Annotated in this window: 19 protein-coding genes; 3 read left to right on the forward strand and 16 right to left on the reverse strand. The window is 72.3% G+C overall.

Annotation, left to right across the window (positions count from 1 at the left end):
• Nucleotides 1-4: 4 nt before the first annotated feature.
• The 13 genes from H516_RS0110240 to H516_RS0110300 all read right to left on the reverse strand — a co-directional run bounded on the left by H516_RS0110240 (nt 5) and on the right by H516_RS0110300 (nt 11,541).
• The gene (locus tag H516_RS0110240) at nt 5-385 is read right to left on the reverse strand and encodes a hypothetical protein (RefSeq protein ID WP_026378657.1); all 381 of its coding nucleotides are present in this window, start codon (nt 383-385) and stop codon (nt 5-7) included.
• 79 nt (nt 386-464) lie between these two features.
• On the reverse strand, nt 465-1,796 hold the full coding sequence (hemL, locus tag H516_RS0110245) for a glutamate-1-semialdehyde 2,1-aminomutase (RefSeq protein WP_022889629.1): 1,332 nt from the start codon (nt 1,794-1,796) through the stop codon (nt 465-467).
• Nucleotides 1,793-2,791: a porphobilinogen synthase gene (gene hemB, locus H516_RS0110250; RefSeq protein WP_022889630.1), complete on the reverse strand. Its 999-nt coding sequence runs from the start codon at nt 2,789-2,791 to the stop codon at nt 1,793-1,795. The genes hemL and hemB overlap by 4 nt, the downstream gene beginning before the upstream one ends.
• 113 nt (nt 2,792-2,904) lie before the next feature.
• Nucleotides 2,905-3,705 carry a uroporphyrinogen-III synthase gene (locus tag H516_RS0110255; RefSeq protein ID WP_022889631.1) on the reverse strand — a complete coding sequence of 267 codons (801 nt, stop codon included), beginning with the start codon at nt 3,703-3,705 and terminating at the stop codon, nt 2,905-2,907.
• 14 nt (nt 3,706-3,719) lie between these two features.
• A complete protein-coding gene (gene hemC / locus H516_RS0110260; RefSeq protein WP_022889632.1) occupies nt 3,720-4,697 on the reverse strand; it encodes a hydroxymethylbilane synthase in 978 nt (325 codons plus the stop codon).
• A complete protein-coding gene (locus H516_RS19580) occupies nt 4,694-5,797 on the reverse strand; it encodes a ferrochelatase (RefSeq protein ID WP_022889633.1) in 1,104 nt (367 codons plus the stop codon). The genes hemC and H516_RS19580 overlap by 4 nt, the downstream gene beginning before the upstream one ends.
• Entirely contained in the window at nt 5,797-6,546 is a 750-nt protein-coding gene (hemQ, locus tag H516_RS0110270; RefSeq protein ID WP_022889634.1) for a hydrogen peroxide-dependent heme synthase, read from the reverse strand. Before hemQ ends, H516_RS19580 begins: the two co-directional genes overlap by 1 nt.
• 237 nt (nt 6,547-6,783) lie before the next feature.
• The gene (locus H516_RS0110275; RefSeq protein WP_022889635.1) at nt 6,784-7,467 is read right to left on the reverse strand and encodes a GntR family transcriptional regulator; all 684 of its coding nucleotides are present in this window, start codon (nt 7,465-7,467) and stop codon (nt 6,784-6,786) included.
• Nucleotides 7,468-7,490: 23 nt separating this feature from the next.
• Nucleotides 7,491-7,799, reverse strand: coding sequence for a DUF3618 domain-containing protein (locus tag H516_RS21350; RefSeq protein WP_022889636.1), 309 nt, complete (start codon nt 7,797-7,799; stop codon nt 7,491-7,493).
• The gene (locus H516_RS0110285) at nt 7,783-8,190 is read right to left on the reverse strand and encodes a phage holin family protein (protein WP_022889637.1); all 408 of its coding nucleotides are present in this window, start codon (nt 8,188-8,190) and stop codon (nt 7,783-7,785) included. Before H516_RS0110285 ends, H516_RS21350 begins: the two co-directional genes overlap by 17 nt.
• 39 nt (nt 8,191-8,229) lie before the next feature.
• A complete protein-coding gene (locus H516_RS0110290) occupies nt 8,230-8,733 on the reverse strand; it encodes a hypothetical protein (protein WP_022889638.1) in 504 nt (167 codons plus the stop codon).
• A gap of 103 nt (nt 8,734-8,836) precedes the next feature.
• Nucleotides 8,837-10,348 (reverse strand): protoporphyrinogen oxidase, encoded by a 1,512-nt coding sequence (hemG, locus tag H516_RS0110295; protein ID WP_022889639.1) that lies wholly within the window; start codon nt 10,346-10,348, stop codon nt 8,837-8,839.
• Nucleotides 10,345-11,541, reverse strand: coding sequence for a uroporphyrinogen decarboxylase (locus H516_RS0110300; RefSeq protein ID WP_022889640.1), 1,197 nt, complete (start codon nt 11,539-11,541; stop codon nt 10,345-10,347). The genes hemG and H516_RS0110300 overlap by 4 nt, the downstream gene beginning before the upstream one ends.
• 223 nt (nt 11,542-11,764) lie before the next feature.
• On the opposite strand from H516_RS0110300, the gene H516_RS0110305 reads away from it, so the two are divergent.
• The gene (locus tag H516_RS0110305) at nt 11,765-12,487 is read left to right on the forward strand and encodes a hypothetical protein (RefSeq protein ID WP_022889641.1); all 723 of its coding nucleotides are present in this window, start codon (nt 11,765-11,767) and stop codon (nt 12,485-12,487) included.
• Nucleotides 12,488-12,579: 92 nt separating this feature from the next.
• Complete coding sequence (locus H516_RS19590) at nt 12,580-13,932, forward strand: glutamyl-tRNA reductase (RefSeq protein ID WP_022889642.1); 1,353 nt, start codon at nt 12,580-12,582, stop codon at nt 13,930-13,932.
• A 33-nt stretch (nt 13,933-13,965) separates the two neighbouring features.
• Here H516_RS19590 and H516_RS0110315 read toward each other — a convergent pair whose 3' ends face one another.
• Both H516_RS0110315 and H516_RS0110320 read right to left on the reverse strand, forming a co-directional pair.
• Nucleotides 13,966-14,316, reverse strand: a complete 351-nt coding sequence (locus H516_RS0110315) for a hypothetical protein (protein ID WP_157432218.1) — start codon at nt 14,314-14,316, stop codon at nt 13,966-13,968.
• 53 nt (nt 14,317-14,369) lie between these two features.
• The gene (locus tag H516_RS0110320; protein ID WP_022889644.1) at nt 14,370-15,221 is read right to left on the reverse strand and encodes a phytanoyl-CoA dioxygenase family protein; all 852 of its coding nucleotides are present in this window, start codon (nt 15,219-15,221) and stop codon (nt 14,370-14,372) included.
• 66 nt (nt 15,222-15,287) lie between these two features.
• On the opposite strand from H516_RS0110320, the gene H516_RS0110325 reads away from it, so the two are divergent.
• A complete protein-coding gene (locus tag H516_RS0110325) occupies nt 15,288-16,097 on the forward strand; it encodes a helix-turn-helix domain-containing protein (protein WP_022889645.1) in 810 nt (269 codons plus the stop codon).
• Between the two features lie 129 nt (nt 16,098-16,226).
• On the opposite strand, the gene H516_RS19595 is transcribed toward H516_RS0110325, so the two are convergent.
• On the reverse strand, nt 16,227-20,525 hold the full coding sequence (locus tag H516_RS19595; protein WP_084620603.1) for an endo-alpha-N-acetylgalactosaminidase family protein: 4,299 nt from the start codon (nt 20,523-20,525) through the stop codon (nt 16,227-16,229).
• Between the last annotated feature and the right edge of the window lie 23 nt (nt 20,526-20,548).

Raw genomic sequence — 20,548 nt, forward strand, 5'->3', positions numbered from 1 at the left:
CGCGTTATTCGCCCGCGGGGTCGGCCGGCTCGCCGAGCGGTGTCAGCCGCAGCCGGTCGATCAGCTCTGCGGCGTGGTTGGTGCTCAGGATGATGCGGGCGAATTCGCCGTCGGCGAGTTCGAGCACCACCGCCTGCCGCTTGCCCTTGACGATGACGAAGTCGCTGCCGCCGTGGTACTTCCAGACGCCGACGGCCACGACGAGCGGCACCTCGGTGCCGCGACGGCGGATGCCGCGGATCCAGATCCACGGGTCGTCGGTGATCGTCGCCGATCGGATGTCGTCGCGCCGCACCACGAGGTCGTCGGCGCGGAGCGCGAGCGACTTCTCGGCCGCGGTGAGGTGGACCTCGACCCGGTCGCTGTGCACTCGGAGCTTCGCCATGCCCTCCATACTGCCGCATCCGTGCCCGCGCCTCACCCGCCCTGCCGCCCCTACCCCGAACCAGGAGGAACGAGCAGGGTCAGGGGCGGGGGCGGGTTGCGGCGGCGGCCGCGCGCGCAGCCGCCGGAAGCGCGGCGACGATGCGCGCGACCGCCCCGTCGTCGTGCGCGGCGGTGACGAACCAGGCCTCGAAGACCGACGGGGGCAGTGAGACGCCCTGGTCGAGCATCGCGTGGAAGAACGGGGCGTAGCGCCACGACTCCTGCCGAAGCACGGTCGCGTAGTCGCGCACCTCGGCGCCCGCGAGTTCCTCGCCGAAGACGAAGCTGAAGAGGTTGCCGGCGCGCTGCACCCGGTGGGCGACGCCCTCGGCGGCGAGCGCGGCCGAGGTCGCCTCGCTGATCGTCACGGCTGCCGCATCGAGCGAGGCGTACACCGAGGCATCCGCCGCCCGAAGCGTCGCGACGCCGGCCGCCACCGCGACCGGGTTCCCCGAGAGCGTGCCGGCCTGGTACACGGGGCCGAGCGGCGCGAGCCGCTGCATGATGTCGGCACGGCCGCCCAGCGCGGCGACGGGCATGCCGCCGCCGATGACCTTGCCGAAGGTCATGAGGTCGGGGGTGTACGCGGATGCCTCGTGGCGGGCCTCGAGCCCCCACCATCCCGCCTCCGACACACGGAACCCGGTGAGCACCTCGTCGCTGATGACGAGCGCGCCGTGCGCATGGGCGAGCTCGACGAGCGCGCGGTTGAACCCGGGCGCGGGCGGCACGACGCCCATGTTCGCGGCGGCCGCCTCGACGATGACCGCGGCGATGCGGTCGCCGTGCTCGGCGAACACCGCGGCGAGCGCGTCGAGGTCGTTGTAGGGCACGACGAGCGTGAGCGCGGCGATCTCGGCGGGAACCCCCGCCGATCCCGGCAGGGCGAAGGTCGCGAGGCCCGATCCGGCCTCGGCGAGCAGCCCGTCGGAGTGGCCGTGGTAGTGCCCGGCGAACTTCACGAGCAGGTCGCGGCCGGTGAATCCACGGGCGAGGCGGATGGCGCTCATGGTCGCCTCGGTGCCGGTCGACACGAGCCGCAGCTGCTCGACCGGGGCGACGCGCGCCTCGACGAGTTCGGCCAGCTCGGTCTCGGCGGGCGTCGACGAGCCGAACGAGAGGCCGCGGCCCGCGGCATCCTCCACCGCCTCGACGACGCGCGCGTCGGCGTGACCCAGAATCGCGGGCCCCCACCCCGCGACGAGGTCGACGTACTCGCGCCCCTCGACGTCGGTCACGTAGGCGCCCCGCGCGCTCACCAGGAACCGCGGCGTGCCGCCGACCGAGCGGAACGCGCGCACCGGCGAGTTCACCCCACCCGGGATCGCGGCCTGCGCGCGGGCGAAGAGCTCGGCGTTCGTGGCGTTCATGCTGCGTCCCCCTTGCGGATCCATTCGGCCAGTTCGACGGCCCAGTACGTGAGCACGACGTCGGCGCCGGCGCGCCGGATCGCGCGCACCGACTCGATGACGGCGCGCGTGCGGTCGATCCAGCCGTGCGCGGCGGCGGCCTCGATCATCGCGTACTCGCCCGAGACCTGGTACGCCCAGACGGGCACCTCGCTCGCGGCGGCGACGTCGGCGAGCACGTCGAGGTAGCTGCCGGCGGGCTTCACCATCACGATGTCGGCGCCCTCGTCGATGTCGATCATCGCCTCGCGGAGACCCTCGCGGCGGTTGCCGGGGTCGAGCTGGTAGCTGCGCCGGTCGCCCTCGAGGGTCGACTCGACCGCGTCGCGGAACGGCCCGTAGAACGCGCTCGCGTACTTGGCCGAGTAGGCGAGGAGAGCGACGTCGCGGTGGCCGGCGTCGTCGAGCGCGTCGCGCACGGCGGCGACCTGCCCGTCCATCATGCCGCTGAGGCCGAGCAGCTCCGAGCCGGCCCTGGCCTGGGCGAGCGCCATCGCGGTGTACCGCTCGAGCGTCGCGTCGTTGTCGACGCGCCCGCGCTCGTCGAGCACTCCGCAGTGGCCGTGGTCGGTGAACTCGTCGAGGCAGAGGTCGGTCTGCACCACGAGACGGCCCGCGGATGCCCCGGCTGCGACCCGGGTCGCGAGGTTCAGGATGCCGTCGGGGTCGGTCGCGCCCGAACCGCGGGCGTCGCGCACCTCGGGCACTCCGAACAACATCACGCCGCCGATGCCGGCCGCCGCGGCCTCCTCGATCGCCTGCGGAAGGCTCTCGAGCGTGTGCTGCACGACCCCCGGCATCGAGGCGATCGGCAGTGGCGCCACAGCGCCCTCGCGCACGAAGATCGGCAGCACGAGTTCGGCGGGGTCGAGGCGGGTCTCGGAGACGAGGCGGCGGAGCGCCGGGGTCTCACGGAGTCGGCGCGGACGGATGCGGGGCGCGGGCGTGGAACTCACCGAACCAGCCTACGCGCACCCGCGCGGCGTTGTGGGGGTGCATTTCCGCAACGAACCGCTCCGAATCGCGTCCGGAGTTGCGGAAAAGCACCCCCGCAACGGAAAGGTCGCGGTCAGGCCAGCGCGGTCGCGGCGAGGACGACCGCGTCGATGAGGGACTCGGCCGTGCGCTCGCGGGCCACGACGTCGACACGGAGGCCGACGGCCCCTGCATCTTTCTTGGTCTGCGGGCCGATCGCCGCGACGAGCGTCGACTCGGGCAGGGGGCCGAGCTGATCCTGCACCTGTTCGGCGACGCTGCCCGAGGTGACGAGCACCGCGTTCACGAGGCCGGCCCGCACATCGGCGGCGACCTTCGCGGTGACGGGCACGCCCACCGTACGGTAGGCGACGACCGCCTCCACGTGGTGGCCCATGCGCTCGAGGCCGATCGAGAGCACCTGCTTCGCGATGGCCGAGCGCAGAGCGAGCACGCGCAGGCCGTCGGCGCCCTCCGTGGCCGCCTCCCACTCCTCGAGCATGCCGCGCGCCGAGTTGTCCTCGGCCGGCACGATGTCGGCGTGGTACCCCGCGGCGACGAGCGCGGCAGCGGTGGTCTCGCCGACCGCTGCGACCTTCGTCGTCTCGGGGATCACGGCGCCGTACGAGGAGAGCACGTCGACCGTCGTCGCACTGGTGATGGTGAGCCAGTCGAACCCGCCCGCGGCGAGCTTCGCGAGGGCGGCCTCGAGCGCCGGCTGGTCGTCGGCGGGTGCGAAGTTGATGAGCGGCGCGATGATCGGAGATGCTCCGCGCGAGCGCAGTGCCGCGGCGACGCCGTCGCCCCAGGGCCCGCCACGGGGCACGAGCACGCGCCAGCCGGCGAGCGGCTTGGCGATGCCGGCCGACGCGGGCAGCCTGATGGCGCCCGTCATCGGTTCGAATTCAGTCACGGCTGCTCCTCAGGGGGAACGAGGTCTGCGGCGCCGTTGCCGAGGAGTTCGTCGACGACGCGGTCCGCGACGTCGCGTGCCGCATCCGCCAGATCGGCGGCCGAGCGGCTTTCGGGTGTGGCCGCGTGCGAACTGGTGAGTCGCCGCGTCCCGTCGGCACTGTACACGCTCGCCGTCAGGAACAGAAGTTCGTCCTCGAGGAACGCGGTCGCCCCGACCGGGGCCGCGCAACCCGCCTCGAGTCCGGCGAGCACCAGGCGCTCGGCGAGCACGGTCGCCCTCGTGGCGGCGTGGTCGATCGCCTCGAGCGCCCGTTCGAGGTCGGGTCCGCCGCGCTCGCGACGCACCTCGATCGCGAGTGCGCCCTGGCCCGGTGCGGTCGGCCAGTCGTCGAGCGAGAGGTGGTCGGTCGCGGCATCCAGGCGCCCGATGCGGCCGAGCCCGGCCGCGGCGAGCACGACGGCGTCGAGCCGCTGCCCTGAGCCCGTCGAAGGGTCGCCTCCGAAGACTCGGCCGAGCCGGGTGTCGATGTTGCCGCGGAGGTCGACCGCGACGACGTCGGGCCGTGCGGCGCCGAGCTGCGCGATGCGTCGCGGCGAGCCGGTGCCGACGCGCGCGCCCTCGGGCAGCGTCGCGAGGGTGAGCCCGTCGCGGGCGCACAGCACGTCGCGGGCGTCGACCCGCTTCGGCACGGCGCCGAGGCGAAGGCCTTCGTGCTCCGCCGTCGGCAGGTCCTTCAGGGAGTGCACGACGAGGTCGCACTCCCCGGCGAGCAGCGCCTCGCGGAGTGCAGCGGCGAAGACGCCGGTGCCGCCGATCGAGGCGAGGGAGGCGCGCGAGGTGTCGCCCTGGGTCGTGATCGGAACAAGCTCGATCTCGGCCCCTGCGGCCTTCGCGATCCGCTCGGAGATCTGACGCGTCTGCGCCATCGCGAGTGCACTGCCGCGGGTTCCGACCCGGATGACGGCGGTCATCGCGACGCCGCCTCCAGCGACTCGGCCGCCTGATCGACGACCGCGCCGCCCGCGATGCGCGCGTGGTCGGGCCAGGGGCCGAGCGCGGTGAGGTGGGGCCGCTCGGCGTCGGGCACGTCGTTCACGCGTTCGAGCACGAGGTCGACGAGGCCGGCGACGTACGCCGGATGCACCCCGGGCGTCGGCACGCGCCGCGCCTTCAGGCCGTGCTCGCCGGCCGTCTCGAGCGCCTCGTTGTCGAGGTCCCACATGACCTCCATGTGGTCGGAGACGAAGCCGAACGGCACGATGACGACGGCGTCGGTCTGGCCGCGCTCGGCGAGCTCCTCGATCGCGTCGTTGATGTCGGGCTCGAGCCAGGGGGTGCGCGGATCGCCCGAGCGCGACTGGTACACGAGCGACCACGGCGACGAGGGCGCCGCCTGCTCGCTGATGACGGCGGCGACGGCGAGATGCTGGGCGACGTACGCGCCGCCCTCGCCAAGGCCCACCCGGTCTTCGAATCCTGCGCCCGAGGCCTTCGCCGCGGTGTTCGGGATCGAATGGGTGACATACATGATGTGGGTGCGCTCGGGCGCGATGCCCTCCGCCGCGAGCTCCGCCGTGGCATCCGCGACGCCCTCGACGAAGGGCTGCACGAAGCCGGGGTGATCGAAGTACTCGCGCACCCGGTCGATCGCGACGTCGGTGCCGGCCGTCGCCTTCTCGAAGTCCTCGCGGTACTGGCCGACGCCCGAATAACTCGTGTAGGCGCTCGTGACGAGCCCGAGCAGGCGGGTGTGCCCGGCCGCCGACGCCCGGGCGACGACGTCGCCGAAGTACGGTGCCCAGTTGCGGTTGCCCCAATAGACGGGCAGCTCGATGCCGCGTGCGGCGAGCTCGGCCTCGAGCGCGGCCTTCAGCTGCCGGTTCTGCTCGTTGATGGGGCTCACGCCGCCGAAGTGACGATAGTGGTGGGCGACCTCTTCGAGGCGCTCATCGGGGATGCCGCGGCCGGCGGTGACGTTGCGGAGGAACGGGATCACGTCGTCCTGGCCCTCTGGGCCGCCGAACGACGACAGCAGGATCGCGTCGTACCGGGCCGATTGCTGCTGGGCCATTACTGCAGGACCTCCACGAGCTCGGCGGTCGAGATGCGTCGACCGGTGTAGAACGGCACCTCTTCGCGCACGTGCCTGCGCGCGTCGGTGGCGCGCAGTTCGCGCATGAGGTCGACGAGTTCCGTGAGCTCGTCGGATTCGATCGGCAGCAACCATTCGTAGTCGCCGAGCGCGAAGGCGCTGACGGTGTTGGCGATCGCACCGCGGAACGCGGCGCCCTTGCGGCCGTGATCCGCGAGCATCCGGCTGCGCTCGGCCGGGTCGAGCAGGTACCACTCGTAGCTGCGCACGAACGGGTAGACCGTGAGCCAGCTCTTGGGCTCGATGCCGCGCAGGAACCCGGGCACGTGCGCCTTGTTGAACTCGGCATCGCGGTGCACGCCCATGGCGTTCCACGTCGGCAGCAGCGCCTTCAGGAGTCGGGCGCGGCGCAGCTCGCGGAGCGCCCATTGCAGGCCCTCGGCGGTCGGGCCGTGCAGCCACAGCATGACGTCGGCGTCGGCGCGGAGGCCGGAGACGTCGTAGATGCCGCGGAGGGTCACGCCCTCGTTCTCGACGAGCGAGATCACGCCGTCGAGCTCTTCGACGACGCGGCGCACGTCGTGCCCGTCGAAGTCGTCGGGGCGGGCGGGGTCGCGACGGAGCACCGCGAAGACCGTGTAGCCCTCTGGAGGCTGGCCGTCGGCCCCTGCAGCATCGGAATGGTTCTGGAACGCGTCGGCTGCCGCTTCGGCAGCGGGGGAAGACATGACTCCAGTCTCCCCCTTTCGGAGCGAACGGCCAAAAGCATCATGGATGCCGCATGCCCGCGCCGCTCGTTCGCCGCGCCGCCGGCGCCCCCCGGCTCCCACCGCAGGCCCGACCCCCGCCATGCATTCGGCGATCGCCACGATCTCGGATCAACCGGCAGGCATCGCCCCGAGATTGCGGCGATCTCCGAAACCGTGGCGGGTCCGAGCCCCCTCGACACGGGAGTGCGCGCGCCCTCAGCTCTCGAGAAGCTGCTCGGTCGAGTGGGCGATGTGCTCCCGCATGGGCTCGGCCCCTCGCGACTGCACGGCCTCGAGCAGTTCGCGGTGCTCGGCGATGAGCCCCCTGAGGGTGTGATGGGGCCGGATGTGCAGCAGGAACAGCAGCAGCTCGCTGCCGATCGCGTCGTGCTCCTCGATGATGCGAGGGCTCGCCGAGACGGCCACGACCGCACGGTGGAAGTCGGCGTGCAGTCGCTCCACCTCGAGCCAGTCGACTCCGTCGCCGCCCTCGGGTGGATCCGCAGCGCCGGACGAAGGAGGACGCGTATCGAGACCCTCGAGCTGCTCGAGCACCGCGAGCGCCGGCGCGAGCACCAGCTCGGGCCACACCGCACCATGGAGTTCGCCCGCGATCCGCACCGCCTCGCCCTCGAGCGCCGCCCGCAGTTGCTGGAGGGCGACGAACTCGTCGCGGTCGAAGCTCACGACCCGCACCCCGCGGAACGCCTCGGCCACCGCCAGCCGCTCGGCGACGAGCCGTTGGAACGCCGCCCGTACCGTGTGCCGCGACGCCCCGAACCGTTCGGCCGCGGCCTCCTCGCGGAGCGGTGAGCCGAGCCCGACCGCTCCGCTCAGGATCTCGGCGCGCAGCGCCTCAGCCACCCGTTCGACGGCGGTGTCTGCGGAGGACGGCGACACCGGGGCATCCTCTCTCGTACGGCTCAGTCGCCGAGCTTCGATCGGACGATGAGCCAGACGAGGCCGCCGACCGCTGCGGCGACGCCGACGGCGGCCGCGATCGCGACGCCCGGCTGCTCGTCGTAGAACGCCTTGAGCGACACCTTGGCCCGGTCGACCCTGATGCCGACCTGCTTGGGCACGTTGAGCTTGTCTTCGAGCGCGTCGAGCGTGCGGGCGAACTCGTCGCGAGCCCGGCGCGAGGCGACGCGCGCCTGCACCCTCGTGAGGTTGCGCTCGCGCTGCGCGGTCTCGCGCTTCGAGGGCCGGGGCGCGTCAGTAGCGGCGGTCATAGTCACCCGTCCCCTTCAGTGCGTCGAGGTCGGCCTTCAGGCTCTCGACCGATTCGAGCGGTTCGGAGCCCCGCTTGAAGTTCACGATGCCGATCCACACGAGCACGGCGATGATCAGCAGCAGCACCCCCGAGACCACGAGCGCCGCCGCCCACGCCGGCATGACGAGTGCGAGCGAGAAGATCGCGGCGGCGAGCAGGGTGAAGATCAGGAAGGGCAGCACGACCAGGGCGACGACGAAGAAGCCCGAGCCGATGCCGAAGTGCTTCACCTTGTACGTGACTTCGGCCTTGATCTGGTCGATCTCGGCGCGCACGAGGCTGGAGATCGTGTCGGGCAGTTCGCCGATCAGTGTGAAGAGCGAGCGTTCGTCGTTCGTCGGTGCGGCCATCGCGCGGTCACCTCGGTTCTCTGAGTCGGATGCCGCGGGCTAGGCGCCGCGCGACGTGCTGCCACGCTTCGGGGCTGCGGTGGTCGGCTTCGCGGCGGACTTCGCCGGCTTCGCGGCGGACTTCGCCGGCTTCGCGGCGGACTTCGCCGGCTTCGCGGCCTTCTCGGCCGCGTCGGCGGCGGAGTCGATCGCCTCGCTCAACGTGTCGGCCACGTTGTCGACCGCCGACTTCGTCGCACGCGCGCCGCTCGAGACCCCCTCTTTGGCCTTCGCGGCGGCGTCGGAGACGTCGCGCTTCGTGGCGCCCGAGCCGCGGGTCGCGTTGCCGATGAACGACTTCACGCCGTCGAGCACGGTGTCGGAGAGATCGCCGACCTTGTCGGCGGCGAACCCCTTGACCGTGTCGACGCCCTGCTGCACGGCCGGGGTGTTCCAGACGCCCTCGGCGGCGCGCTTGATCTGCTCGTAGCGTTCGCGGCCCGCCCGGGTGCCGAGGACGTACCCGACTCCGAGTCCGACGACGAAGAGGACCTTGCCCTTCATGTGCACCCCCGACTTCCCGCGCTGCGGCGCATGCAGCGACCTCTCCAGCGTAGACCCCGCGCGGGGCCGCGCAAGGGGGTTGCGTCGAAATATTCCGTTTCGGCTATGCAGTGCCGTCGGGCGCGACCCGCCGGTGCCGGACATGCGCCGCAGCGCCCTTCGCATGCGGCACGACCGACGCGAGCCCCGTGCCCGACACCCACGACCCGGTCACCTCGATGCCCGGTTCGGCGGCGATCGTCTCTTCGAGCGAGCGCACCCGCTCGTGCTGGCCGAGGGCGGCGTGCGAGACGGCGTCGCGCCAGACCGTGCGGCCTGCGGCACGGAGCATCCCCGTCTCGAGCGGCACGCCCAGCAGTGTGCCCGCGTCGGCGAGCGCGAGCGCCGTGACCTCCTCGTCGCTGCGCCCGTCGAGCGGGTTCGGCTGCCCCGCGCGGCCGTAGGAGAGTCGCACGACGTGGCGCCCGCCCGCGGCCTCGGCGAGCCACGACCACTTCGCGGTCGAGTGGGTGAGCGCCTTCGCGGCGACCCCGGGCGTGTCGGCGGCGACGAGCACGCCGGTTCCGCGGGGTGCCGCATCGAGGGCCGGCGCGTCGAGCACGAGGGTCACGAGTTCGATGGAGGCCCCGTGCGGCCAGTCCGCCGTCGACTCCCAGCCCTCGACGGCCGCCTCGAGCAGGCCGAGCGAGGTGTGCGCTGCGGCGGCGAGCACGAGGTCGGGCGCGCTGAGCTCGACCTCCGTCGGTCGAGGAGCGCCCGACGAAGGAGGACGCGTCTCGAGACCCTCTTCGCCGTGGGCGGCGGCGCGGACGAGCCACCCGTCGCCGTCGCGTTCGAGCCCGGTCGCCTCGACCCCGGTCAGCACGGTCACCCCGAAGCGCTCGAGTTCACGCGCGAGCGCGTCGACGAGCGTGTGCATGCCGCCGCGGAGGCCGCGGACGGCGCCGCCCGCCTTGCGCTGCTCCACCAGCTGGCCGACGCCGCCCGAGAGCGAGCCGGTGCGGGTCATCGCCTCGTTGAGCCCGGGGGCGACCAGGTCGAGGTCGAGCAGCTCGGGGTCGGCCGAGTAGACGCCGGAGGAGATCGGCGCCACGAGCCGGTCGAGCACCGCCCGGCCCATGCGCGAGCGCACGAGCTCGCCGAGGCTGTGCGCCCGGCCGATGCGGAGGATCGGCTTGAGCCGGTCGAGGTAGGCGCGGGTCGCGCCGCTCCAACCGATGATGCGGCGCACGTCGTCGCCGAGCGGGTTCGCGGGGATGCCGAGCACGCCCGTCTTCGGCAGCGGTGCGGCGTCGAGGCCGCTGCCGCCGCCCCAGACCAGCCAGGCGCCGGCGCGGTTCGGGTCGACGACGTCGTCGGCGAGGCCGAGGGAGGCGAGCAGCCCGGCGACCCCGTCGCCGCGGGTCGCGAACGACTCGGCGCCCGAGTCGAGGGTGAGCCCGTCGAGCACGATCCGGCCGACGCATCCGCCGAGCTCGTCGCGCCGCTCGACGATCGTGACGGCGAGGCCGATCTTCGCGCACTCGAGGGCGGCGACCATGCCGGCCACGCCGCCGCCGATCACGACGACGTCGGCCGAGCGCCGCTCGACCCCCGCCGGCGCCGGGTCGCTCACGCCGCACCCGCCTCGTGCACGAGCTCGACGACGCGCGTGAGCACCGTCGGGTCGGTGTCGGGCGGCACGCCGTGGCCGAGGTTGAAGACGTGGGCCGGCGCGGCTTCGGCCTGGCGCAGCACCTCGCGCACCGCGGCCTCGAGCACGGGCCACGGCGCCGCCAGCAGCGCGGGGTCGAGGTTGCCCTGCAACGGCACGTCCGCGCCGACCCGTTCGGCCGCGATCGAGAGCGGCACTCGGTAGTCGACGCCGACGACGTCGACCCCGACCTCCTTCATCGCGCCGAGCAGCTCGCCGGTGCCGACGCCGAAGTGCACGACCGGCACCGGGCGGGCGGCCTGCGCCTGCCCCGCGGCATCCGTCGTCCGGTACTCGAGGTCGTGCACGTGGCTGAGCGCCTTCGCCGAGGCGGGCGCGACGTGCGTCTCGTAGTCGGCGAGCGAGAGCGCGCCGGCCCACGAGTCGAAGAGCTGGGCGGCCGAGGCGCCTGCGAGCACCTGGGTGCGCAGGAAGCGCCCGGTGAGTTCGGCCGTCCACTCCATGAGCGCGCGCCACGCGCCGGGGTCGGCGTGCATGAGGGTCCGGGCGGCGAGGTGGTCCTTCGAGGGGCCGCCCTCGGTGAGGTACGCCGCGAGCGTGAAGGGCGCACCGGCGAAGCCGATGAGCGGGGTCGTACCACTGCTGGTCGAGGAGCGCCCGCCGAAGTCGGACGCGTCTCGAGACCCGGCCACCGCAGTCGTGTTGAGCTCGGCGATCGTGCGCTGCACCGCCTCGGTGATCGGGCCGGATGCCTCGTCGAGGCGTGCGGGGTCGATCGCCGTCAGCTCGGCGACCGCAGAGGCATCCCCGTAGCCCTTGCCGAAGACGGGCCCGCGGCCCGGCTGAATCTCGACGTCGACGCCGACGAGCTTCAGCGGCACGACGATGTCGCTGAAGAAGATGCCCGCGTCGACCCGGTGGCGCCGCACGGGCTGCAGGGTGATCTCGCTCGCCATCGCCGGGTCGAGGCAGGCGTCGAGCATGCGCGTGCCGACTCGCAGATCGCGGTACTCGGGCAGCGAGCGGCCGGCCTGCCGCATGAACCAGACGGGAGTGGTGTCGGCACGTTCTCCGCGGTAGGCCCGCACGAGTCGCGAGTCGGAGGTGAGGCCTGCGGAGAGCGGGTGCTGCGGGGAGAGGATCACGCCCGACATTGTCTCGCATCGGGCTGGGAGGGCGGCCACCGACCGACAAGAGGAAGGAAAGCTCACAGATGCTTCCCCCGGCGGCGCTCGGCGCGCTAAGGTCGGAGTCGTTGTGCGCCACCCACGCACGGCGACGCACCCGCCGCGGTGCGCCTCCGCCCCCCACGGAGATCCGCATGTCCCGAACGATGTCGTCCGCCCTGCCCGTCGCGCCCGCCCCGAGAGGCGCCCGATGAACGCCGCCGCCCCCCATCGCGCTGCGCTCACCGTCATCATCACGCTCTGCGCGGCGCTCGTCGTCGGCGGGCTCGTGTTCGGCGCCGGCCGCGTCGAACACCTCGTGCCGCTGCTGCCCGCGATTCCGACGGGAGGCGCCGCCGCCACCGTGGCCGCAGGGGTCGCCGTCGGCGCGGCGATCTGGCTGTTCGTGCGGCTCGCGCAGAGCGCACGCTGCCGGGCCCGCAGGCGAGCGCTCGAGGCGAGCGTCCGGGGGCACGTGAGCTGCGGCATCCGCACCCGTCTGCTGGTCGCGGAGCTCAACGAGCTGCGCACCGCCGAACCGCGCGAGATCCGTCTCGCCGCACGGTACTCGATCGTCGTCGACGAACTCGGCGTCTCGTTCTGGAACGGCGGGCGCCGGCCTCGCCGCGCGGCGCTGTTCCCCTGGCGCGAGGTGCGCAACATCCGCAGCGACTCGATCGTCGTCGGCGGTTCGGTCGTGCCGGCGCTCGTGCTCCGCGTGCGCCGCGGCGGCACCAGCGCCGAGTTGCCGATCATCTTGAGCGCACCGCGCCCGGGTGCGTACGCGCTGACGGATGCCCCGTTCTACGCGCTCGTGCGCAGCTGGAAGGCGCTGCACCGAGAGGCGCTGCGCGCCGAGGGCATCGAGCCGCCGCCCGTGACCGGGGCCATCCCGGTGATCCGACCCGGGCAGGCCTACGCCGAAGCCCGATAACCGAAGCCCGAGAACCGAAGTCCGAGCGGGGCGTTCGACGCAGCGTTGCCCCCCGAGTCATCCTCGCCTTCGACGGCGGGTAGAATCTTCGCGTGCTCATCTGCCTGACCGCGAGCCACAAGAACGCCGGGTTCGCCACACTCGAGCGTCTTTCGGCGCACGCGGACTCCGCCGCGCCGCGCATCCTCGACCGTCATGACACGCTCCAGGGCGCGGTCGTCGTTGCGACCTGCAACCGCTTCGAGGCCTACCTCGACCTCGACGCCCCCGAGGGGCACTCCCCCGTGCCCGCGGTGCACGAGGCCATCCGCGCCGTGAGCGACGTCGCCGGCCTCGAGCCCGACGAACTGCGCGCGACCTTCGGGTTCGTGCACGGCAACGCCGTCGCGGGCCACCTCTTCTCCGTGGCATCCGGTCTCGAATCGGTCGTCGTCGGCGAGGGCGAGATCGCCGGCCAGGTTCGCCGTTCGCTCGAGCGCGCCCGCGCCGAAGGCACCACGACCCCCGAGCTCGAGCGGCTCTTCCAGCGCGCCTCGCAGACCTCGCGTCGGGTGAAGAACCAGACCGGCGTCGGCGGCGCAGGCCGCTCGCTCGTGCGCCTCGCCCTCGAGCTCGCGTCGAGCCGCGTCAGCGACTGGTCGGCGGCGCGCGTGCTGCTCGTCGGCACCGGCCAGTACGCGGGGGCGACGCTCGCCGCGCTCCGCGACCGCGGCGCGAACGACGTCCGCGTCTACTCGCCCTCGGGGCGGGCCGCGAAGTTCACCCGAAGCCACGAGATCACCGCCGTCTCGCACGCCGGCTACGCGGTCGCGGCGGCCGCCGCCGACGTCATCATCACGTGCACGACCGCCGACCACCACGTCGTCGACGGGGTGCTGCTCGAGGGCGGGCGCGCGACGCTCGCCGCCTCGCACAGAGCAGCGGATGCCTCGTCGTCGGCCGTGCTCGCCGAGTTCCGCGCCTGGTGCCCGGTGCCCGAGGCCGCGCACGACGCGCGCCAGCTCGTCATCGACCTCGGCATGCCGCGCAACGTCGCGACCGATGTCGCGGGCGTCGACGGCGTCGAACTCCTCGATCTCGAGACGATCCGCCGCCACGCCCCGCTCGAAGAGCTCGGCGCGACCGACGACGCCCGCGTCATCGTCGACCGCGCGGCCCGCAACTTCGGCGCGGTCGGCGAAGAGCTCGACCTCGCCCCCTCGGTCGTCGCACTGCGCTCGCACGTGCAGGAGGTGCTCGACGCCGAGATCGCCCGGGCGCGCTCGCGGAGCACCGGCGACGCCGCGGCCGATGATCGCGTCGAGGCGGCGCTGCGGCACATGGCGGGCGTGCTTCTGCACACCCCCATGGTGCGCTCGCGCGAGTACGCCCGCTCGGGCGAGCAGCGCGCCTGGATCGACGGCCTCGAGGCCGTCTTCGGCGTGCGCGCCGACGAGCTGCACTGACCCCGCGACCTCGAGCTTCGCGATGGCGGCCGTTCAGACCCGGCGCCTGACCTCCTGCGCGACCCAGCGGTTCGACCGCGCCGGGTCGACCACGGCGCGCCCGTCCAGTGGTCGCGCCCGAGGTGGAGTGAGGTGCTCGACCGGGAGCCCGGACCCGTCGATCTCGATGATCCGGCGCTCGATCTCGTCGGCGTGCGCCCTCGGGTCTTCAGCCGGGCTCGTGACGAGCAGCGCGAGCACGGCTCCGGCCGACGCCGCGGCGTCCGCGAGCTCCCCCTGCGTGCGGCGGCCGGACGGCCACCACAGCTCGACCCCGTCGTACCCCTCGGCCAGCGCGGCCGCCGGCAGCGCCGCCGGCTCGAGGTCGCTCCCCCAGTCCGACATGAGCACGAGCGGCGGCGGAGCCGCTGCGCCTCCCGGATACGCGGCCGGCGCGCTCACAACCCGTCGTCCAGGTGCCAGTGCTCCTGCCAGCGCCAGTCGATCGGCTCCGACCTGCGCTGGTAGCGGATGTCGGTCGACAGGCGCATGCGGCCCCCCGCGTCGACGTTGTCGAGGCCGGCGTGCACCATGTGCGCCGAGTGCACCATGACGTCGCCGGCGGCGTAGTCGGTGACGAGCCAGCGCGCGTCGTACTCGTCGGCGAGACCCGGCAGGTCGGCGGTGATCGACGCGGCGGGGTGTCGGAGCTCGCCGGCGGCCTCCTGCGCCATGACCCGCCGATGGCTGCCCTCGAGGTAGGCGAGCCCGCCGCGTTCGAGCGGGATGTCACCGAGCGGGATCCACATCGACAGCACCCGGTCGCTGCCCTCGCGGAGGTACACGAGGTCGTAGTGGGCCTGGGTGGCGGTGCCGATGCCGCGCTCGCCCGGCTTGGTGTGACGGATGATCTTGCGCCGGTGCAGGTGCACGTCGTCGCCGAGGAGCCAGGCGAACCACTCGGCGATGCGCGGCGACCGGCAGAGCGCCTCGTACCGGGCACCCGGCACGATCTGGTCGAACAGGATGCGCCGGTACGAGGCCCGGTCGACGTCGTCGCTCGCGGCGATGCCCTCGACAGGGTCGGAGCCCTCGGCGATGAGCCCGGCGCCCGAGAGCGCCTCGAAGTAGTAGCGGCGGAACTCGACGACCTCCTCGGGCGCGAGGTGCCCCGTGAGATAGAGGTAGCCGTCGCGACGCAGTCTCGTCCAGAGGGCGTCTCGATCTCCGCGCTCCGCGGTCGGCACCGGCTCGAGCTCACCCAGACGTGATGGAGTTTCTTCGAGCACATACCCGTTCGACGTCAGCATGAATCCATCTTGAACTCGGCGCACGCCGGGCGGAATAGACTTCCAGAACCACAGAATTGGATTTTCATGACCGACTGGGCGATCTACTCGCAGTCGCATCGGCTGCTCACCGAACATGGCCTGGCGTGCCTCGGCGCCGGGCAGCACTCCGGTCCTTCGTCGGGGTTCGGAGGCCGACGCCGCCTCGGTGACTACGCGATCGTCTTCATCTCCAGCGGCACGGGCGTGTACCGCGATCCGTTCGTCGGTCGCCTCGACGTGAACGCGCCCGCGACGATTCAGGTCTTCCCGCAGCGCCCCCACGACTACGCCTCGCCGCACGGCTGGACCGAGCACTGGGTGCTCTACTCGGGCGCGACCGTCGCCGCATTCGAAGGCATGGGCGTGCTCGACCGGCGCCGGCCGGTCCAGCACGGTGCGCGACTCCCGTCCGACTTGGCCGGTCGATTCGAGCGGCTGCACGATGCCCTCGGCCGCCCCGGCTGGCGGGCCGCCGTCGAGGCGTCGACGCTCACTCAGCAGCTCCTCGCCGACTCGGTCGCCGACCGTGCCGCATCGACGGCGAGCGAGGCGACGGTCGCAGCTGTGCAGGCCGACGCGGCCCTGCACCGCTCAGTCGCAGCCAGGGCCGCGCTGGCGGGCGTCAGCGTGAGCGCGCTCCGCGACCAGGTCCGAGAGGTCACCGGCGGCACCCCCAACGAACTCGTCATCGGCACGCGGATCGACCGCGCCTGCGGGTTGCTCGCATCCACGCAGCTCTCGGTGCAGGCGGTCGCGGCGAGCGTGGGGTACGACGACGCCGCGTACTTCTCTCGACTGTTCGCGCAGCGCGTCGGCATGGGACCTGCGCAGTTCCGCAAGCGGCACCGCCGGTAGTCGCACACCCGGTCGGCGCACCGCCGCTCGCCGCGCCGCGCGCGAACGCCCCCGCGGTGAGGATCGCGGGGCGTTCGCGCCGGATGGTGCCGAGCGGGCGACGAGTCGGCCCCGCCCGGCACCGGTCGTTCACTCGGTGCCGAAGAACTCCAACTCGGCGAGCGCGGCCCACGGCTGCCCGTTGTGCGAACTCGTGCCGACGACCTTGACGAAGCCCGCCGTGACCGGTGCGTCGAAGGTGACCTGCTGCGGCGCGTTGCCGGCGCCGAGCTCACCGCGTGCGACGGGCGAGCCCCAGTCGGTGCCGTCGGCGCTCACGAACACCTCGTACCCCTTGATGCGGCCGTTGGGCTCCGAGCCCTGACGCTGCTGGATCGAGATGCCGCGGAGCTCGTGCGAGCCGCCGAGGTCGACCGACACGTGGTGCGGGTAGTCGGGCGACCCGCCGAGCCACTCGGAGGACCAGATGGTCCCGGCGTCACCGTCGAGCACGTTCGCCGCGGCCCCGTTCTCACCCTCGGTCTCCTCGGAGGAGACGTCGGCGATCGACATCGCATCCCGCGGCAGCGGGGTCGGCGCTGCCTCGCGGGTGCCCCAGACGTTGAGCTCGTTCGCTCCCGCGAACGCCGCCCCGTTGATCGCGCTGAGTCCCACGAACTTGACGTACCGCGCGTCGGTCGCGTCGAACGACAGGTGCTGCACGCCCGTGGTGCTCGCGAATGCGCCGGTCTTCACCGGGGTTCCCCAGTTCGTGCCGTCGGCGCTGAGGTAGAGCTCGTAGTTCTTGATCGAGCCGTTGCCCACGCGCACCTGGTAGTCGAACCCCTCGACGGCGTACGTGTCGCCGAGGTCGAGCGCGATCCAGTGCGGGTACGGGGCATCGGGGTGCACCCGCGACCAGGCCGAGTGCCACATCGTCGCCGCGTTGCCGTCGATCGCCGCCTGTGCGCTGCCGTCGCCGGTTCCGGGCTCGGCGTCGCTGACTCCCGCGATCGCGAGTCGCGACTGCGGGATCAACCCCGGCGGCAGGGTCGGCACCGAGACGGATGCCTCGACCGTCCGTGTTCCGCCCGCGACGCCGTAGCCGGTGGTGGCCGAGACCTCGTAGCCGCCCTGCTCGATGTCGGCCGGGGCCGACACCCACCACGTGGTCTTCACGGTGGCGCCCGGCGCGACCGACTCGAACGAAGCTGCACCGATGGGTGCGACCTCCCACCCTTCGGGCGCGGCGAGCGTGGTCTCGACCTGGGTGGCCGATTCGGCCTCATGGTTCGTGAAGCTCGTCGTGAAGGCGTTGGCCTCGCCCGGGACGAGCCCGCTGGCCGGACCTGCGAGCGTGAGCCGGGCGCAGGCGCCCGAGGTCTCGCTCTCGCCGAGGTCGACGATGCGCAGGTTGTCGAGGATCAGGTCGGAGCCGGTGCCGCCGGCCGCGTTGCGACGAAGACCCACGAACGGGTCGCCGCACGCCGGCGCGTCGAACTCGTGCACGAACTCGGTGGTCTCGTGCACGGCCCCGAACTCGGTCGAGGTGAGGTCGACGGCCTTCGGTGCGCCGGCGGCGATCTGGTCGACGCCGGTCACGAACGAGTAGGCTCCCGCGACGCCGCTCTGGTAGTCGAACGAGACGCGGTAGCGGTGTCCGGCTTCGAAGGGCGCGGTGTACTCGCTCGTGCGATACACGAGTCCGCGGTTCTCCTCGTGTGCCATCAGCGAGTAGTCGCCGCCGAGCACCATGTCGAACTTGCGACCGTTCCAGCCCTGCTGGGTGAAGGGCTCGTTGCGCTTCGCGATGTGCGTGCGCGGGTCGGTCGAACCGCCGGCGTCGCCCTTGAAGAACGGGCCCCAGCCCTGGTCGACCTGCTCGAAGTCCTCGTCGACGAGCACTCCCTCGCCCGTGGCCGGGTCGTCGGTCGCGACGACGCGCACGTTGTCGATGCGCACCGCGGCATCGCCCTCAGCCGCGGCGATCGTGAGCGTCGGCCGCGTGTCGTCGGTCACCGTGACGTACGTCCGCAGGCGCTGGAGGGTCGTGTCGCGCCACTCGTCGGCCGCCATGAGGTTGACGGCACCCGAGCTGTCGACGCTCGTCGCGGCATCCTCGCCGTCATCGCCGCGTACGTCGACCGAGAGGGTCGTCGCACGCGTCTGGCCTGCTGCGACGCCGAGGTCGGCCGAGACCGCGTAGGTGCCGGGCTCGAGCTCACCGAGCCGCTGGCTGATGGATGCCTCCCCTGCGCCGAGCACCGCCGCGCGGCGGCCGCGGTCGTCGCGTTCGACGGTCGCGGCGCCCTTTGGGTTCCACCCGTCGAGGGTCGTCTCGTTGAAGCCGGGGTCCTCGACCGAGGTGCCCTGACCGAACGACGCCTTCTTCGGCAGCGTGGACGCCCCGGTCGCCTTCTTGCCGGGCACGAGCACGTAAGCCTGGCCCGCCTCGGCGTCGATCGTGACCGCACCGTCCGTGACGGGCAGGTCGGCGACCTTCGTGCGTCCGGCGTCGCCGAGCGCGAAGAGCTGCAACGACGAGGCATCCGCGAACTCGTCGGTGAGCTGCCAGCTGGTCTGCCCGCCCGCCGGGTTGACGTGGTACAGCTTGTCGGCGTCCTTGTCCGGCTTCGACGACCACGGCAGCAGGTAGGTGCCGCCACGCAGCACCTCGGCGCCGTCGACGGTGATCGAACGGTCTGCGGCACTCGTGCCGGTCACGCTCACGCCGTCCTCGAAGTCGATGCGATCGGCCGTCCAGCGCGTGATCTCGTGGTGCTGGAGGAACTTGGCCGGCACGTTCGCCGTCCACACGTTCTCGAGGAACCCGGGGAGGTCGTTCTGGCCCGTCCACCCCTCGAACTCGACGATGTGACTCGTGCCGAGCAGGGGATGCGGGTTCCAGACGTCGGCCTGCGTGTTGTTCACGAAGCGCAGGATCTGCGAGTTCACCCCCTTGTTCGACGAGCCGCCGTAGTTCTCGTCGTTCGCCCAGTGCGACCAGGTGTTGTTCTCAGAAAGCTTGTCGGCCCACTCCGAGCCGACGCGGAAGCCGTGCTTCACGAGCGAGTCCTGGATCTTCTGCGCGAGCCACCCGTACTGGTAGTACACGTCGATGTACGCGAAGTCGAGGTTGTCGTCGGTCGCCTCGGCCAGTTCGCCGATGCGCTCATCGAGCTCGCCCGAGACGATGTCGAAGCGCTGGTCCATGTAGTACGACTGGTCGAGCCAGTTCCAGCCCTTGGCGCCCTCGTCGGCGAGATCGTCGCTGAACGAGTTCGCCTCGGGGTAGATCTCGGTCGCGTTGAGGTGCACGCCGAACGAGGCGTTCCACTTCTTGCCCGCCTTCACCGTGGCGTTCAACTCGTCGAGTCCGCCGGCTCGCTCGTTGAAGTTGTCGCCGTAGTCGGTGTTCGCCGAGTCGTGGCCCTCGCTCGTGTAGCCCTTGAGCATGGCCACCTGGCCGAGCCCGTCGGTGTTCAGCGCGATGCGCTTCACGTCGTCGAGCGTGCGCAGGAACGGGTGCGTGGCCTGCGAGGCGAAGTTGAACGGAATGTGGGTGATGACGTTCTCTGGTGTCTGCTCGCCCTTGTAGGGGGCGATGCGGATGTCGCGCATCGCGATCGCGCCGTCCTGCCAGTCGACGACGTCGTCGTCGTTGGCGTCTGGCGTGATCGCCACCTTGACCCACGGCAGTTCCTCCGTGGCATCCGACCGCTGTGCGCGATACAGCCAGGGGCCGCTCGCGATGCCCACCTCGACCCCGTCGCCGTCGGCGACCGCCTGACGCCAGAAGTTGCCCGAGTCCTTGTTGCTGGGGCCCGAGGAGGTGTCGTAGAGCGCATTGGTGGCGAAGGCCGCGGCGAGCTCGCCGGTGTTGGCGATGACGGTGTTCGACCCCTTGGGGGCCGCGTCGAGCGGGGTGTCCGCGGTCACGGGAATGAACGCGTCGCCCGACACGCCGCGGTCGACCGACAGGTTCGCCGCCGCGACCGCCGCGCCGGCCTCGTCGGACGAGACCGTCACGAGCCGGTGGTCGGGGATCTGCAGGGTCTTGACGACCCCGTCGGGGTCGACGATCTTCGTGACCTCGATGGTGACGACGTTGCCCTTGACCGACAACCGCGCCTCGATCGAGACGCCGGGCAGCGCCGTCGGGGTGAGCACGTATTCGACCGCGCTGCCGCCGTCGGCCTGCGACACCACCTCGACGGGTCGCGCCTCGCCGTTGATCGTCACCGACGAGATCGTCGTGTCGTTGCCGCGCATGACGGCGCCGGTGTCGCGGTCGGTGTACGCGATCACCTGCGGGAACGCGGCATCCGCGGTGACGGCGAGGTCACTCGTCCGCAGTCCGAACGAGGCACCCGGTGCGGGCGCGTTGAACCCGTCGGCCGTGGCGGTCTCGGTCGCAGCGGCGGGTGTCGCCACGATCGGTACGAGCATTCCACTCGCTACCGCGCACGCGA

Source organism: Agromyces italicus DSM 16388, from assembly GCF_000421545.1.
Lineage (GTDB): Bacteria > Actinomycetota > Actinomycetes > Actinomycetales > Microbacteriaceae > Agromyces > Agromyces italicus.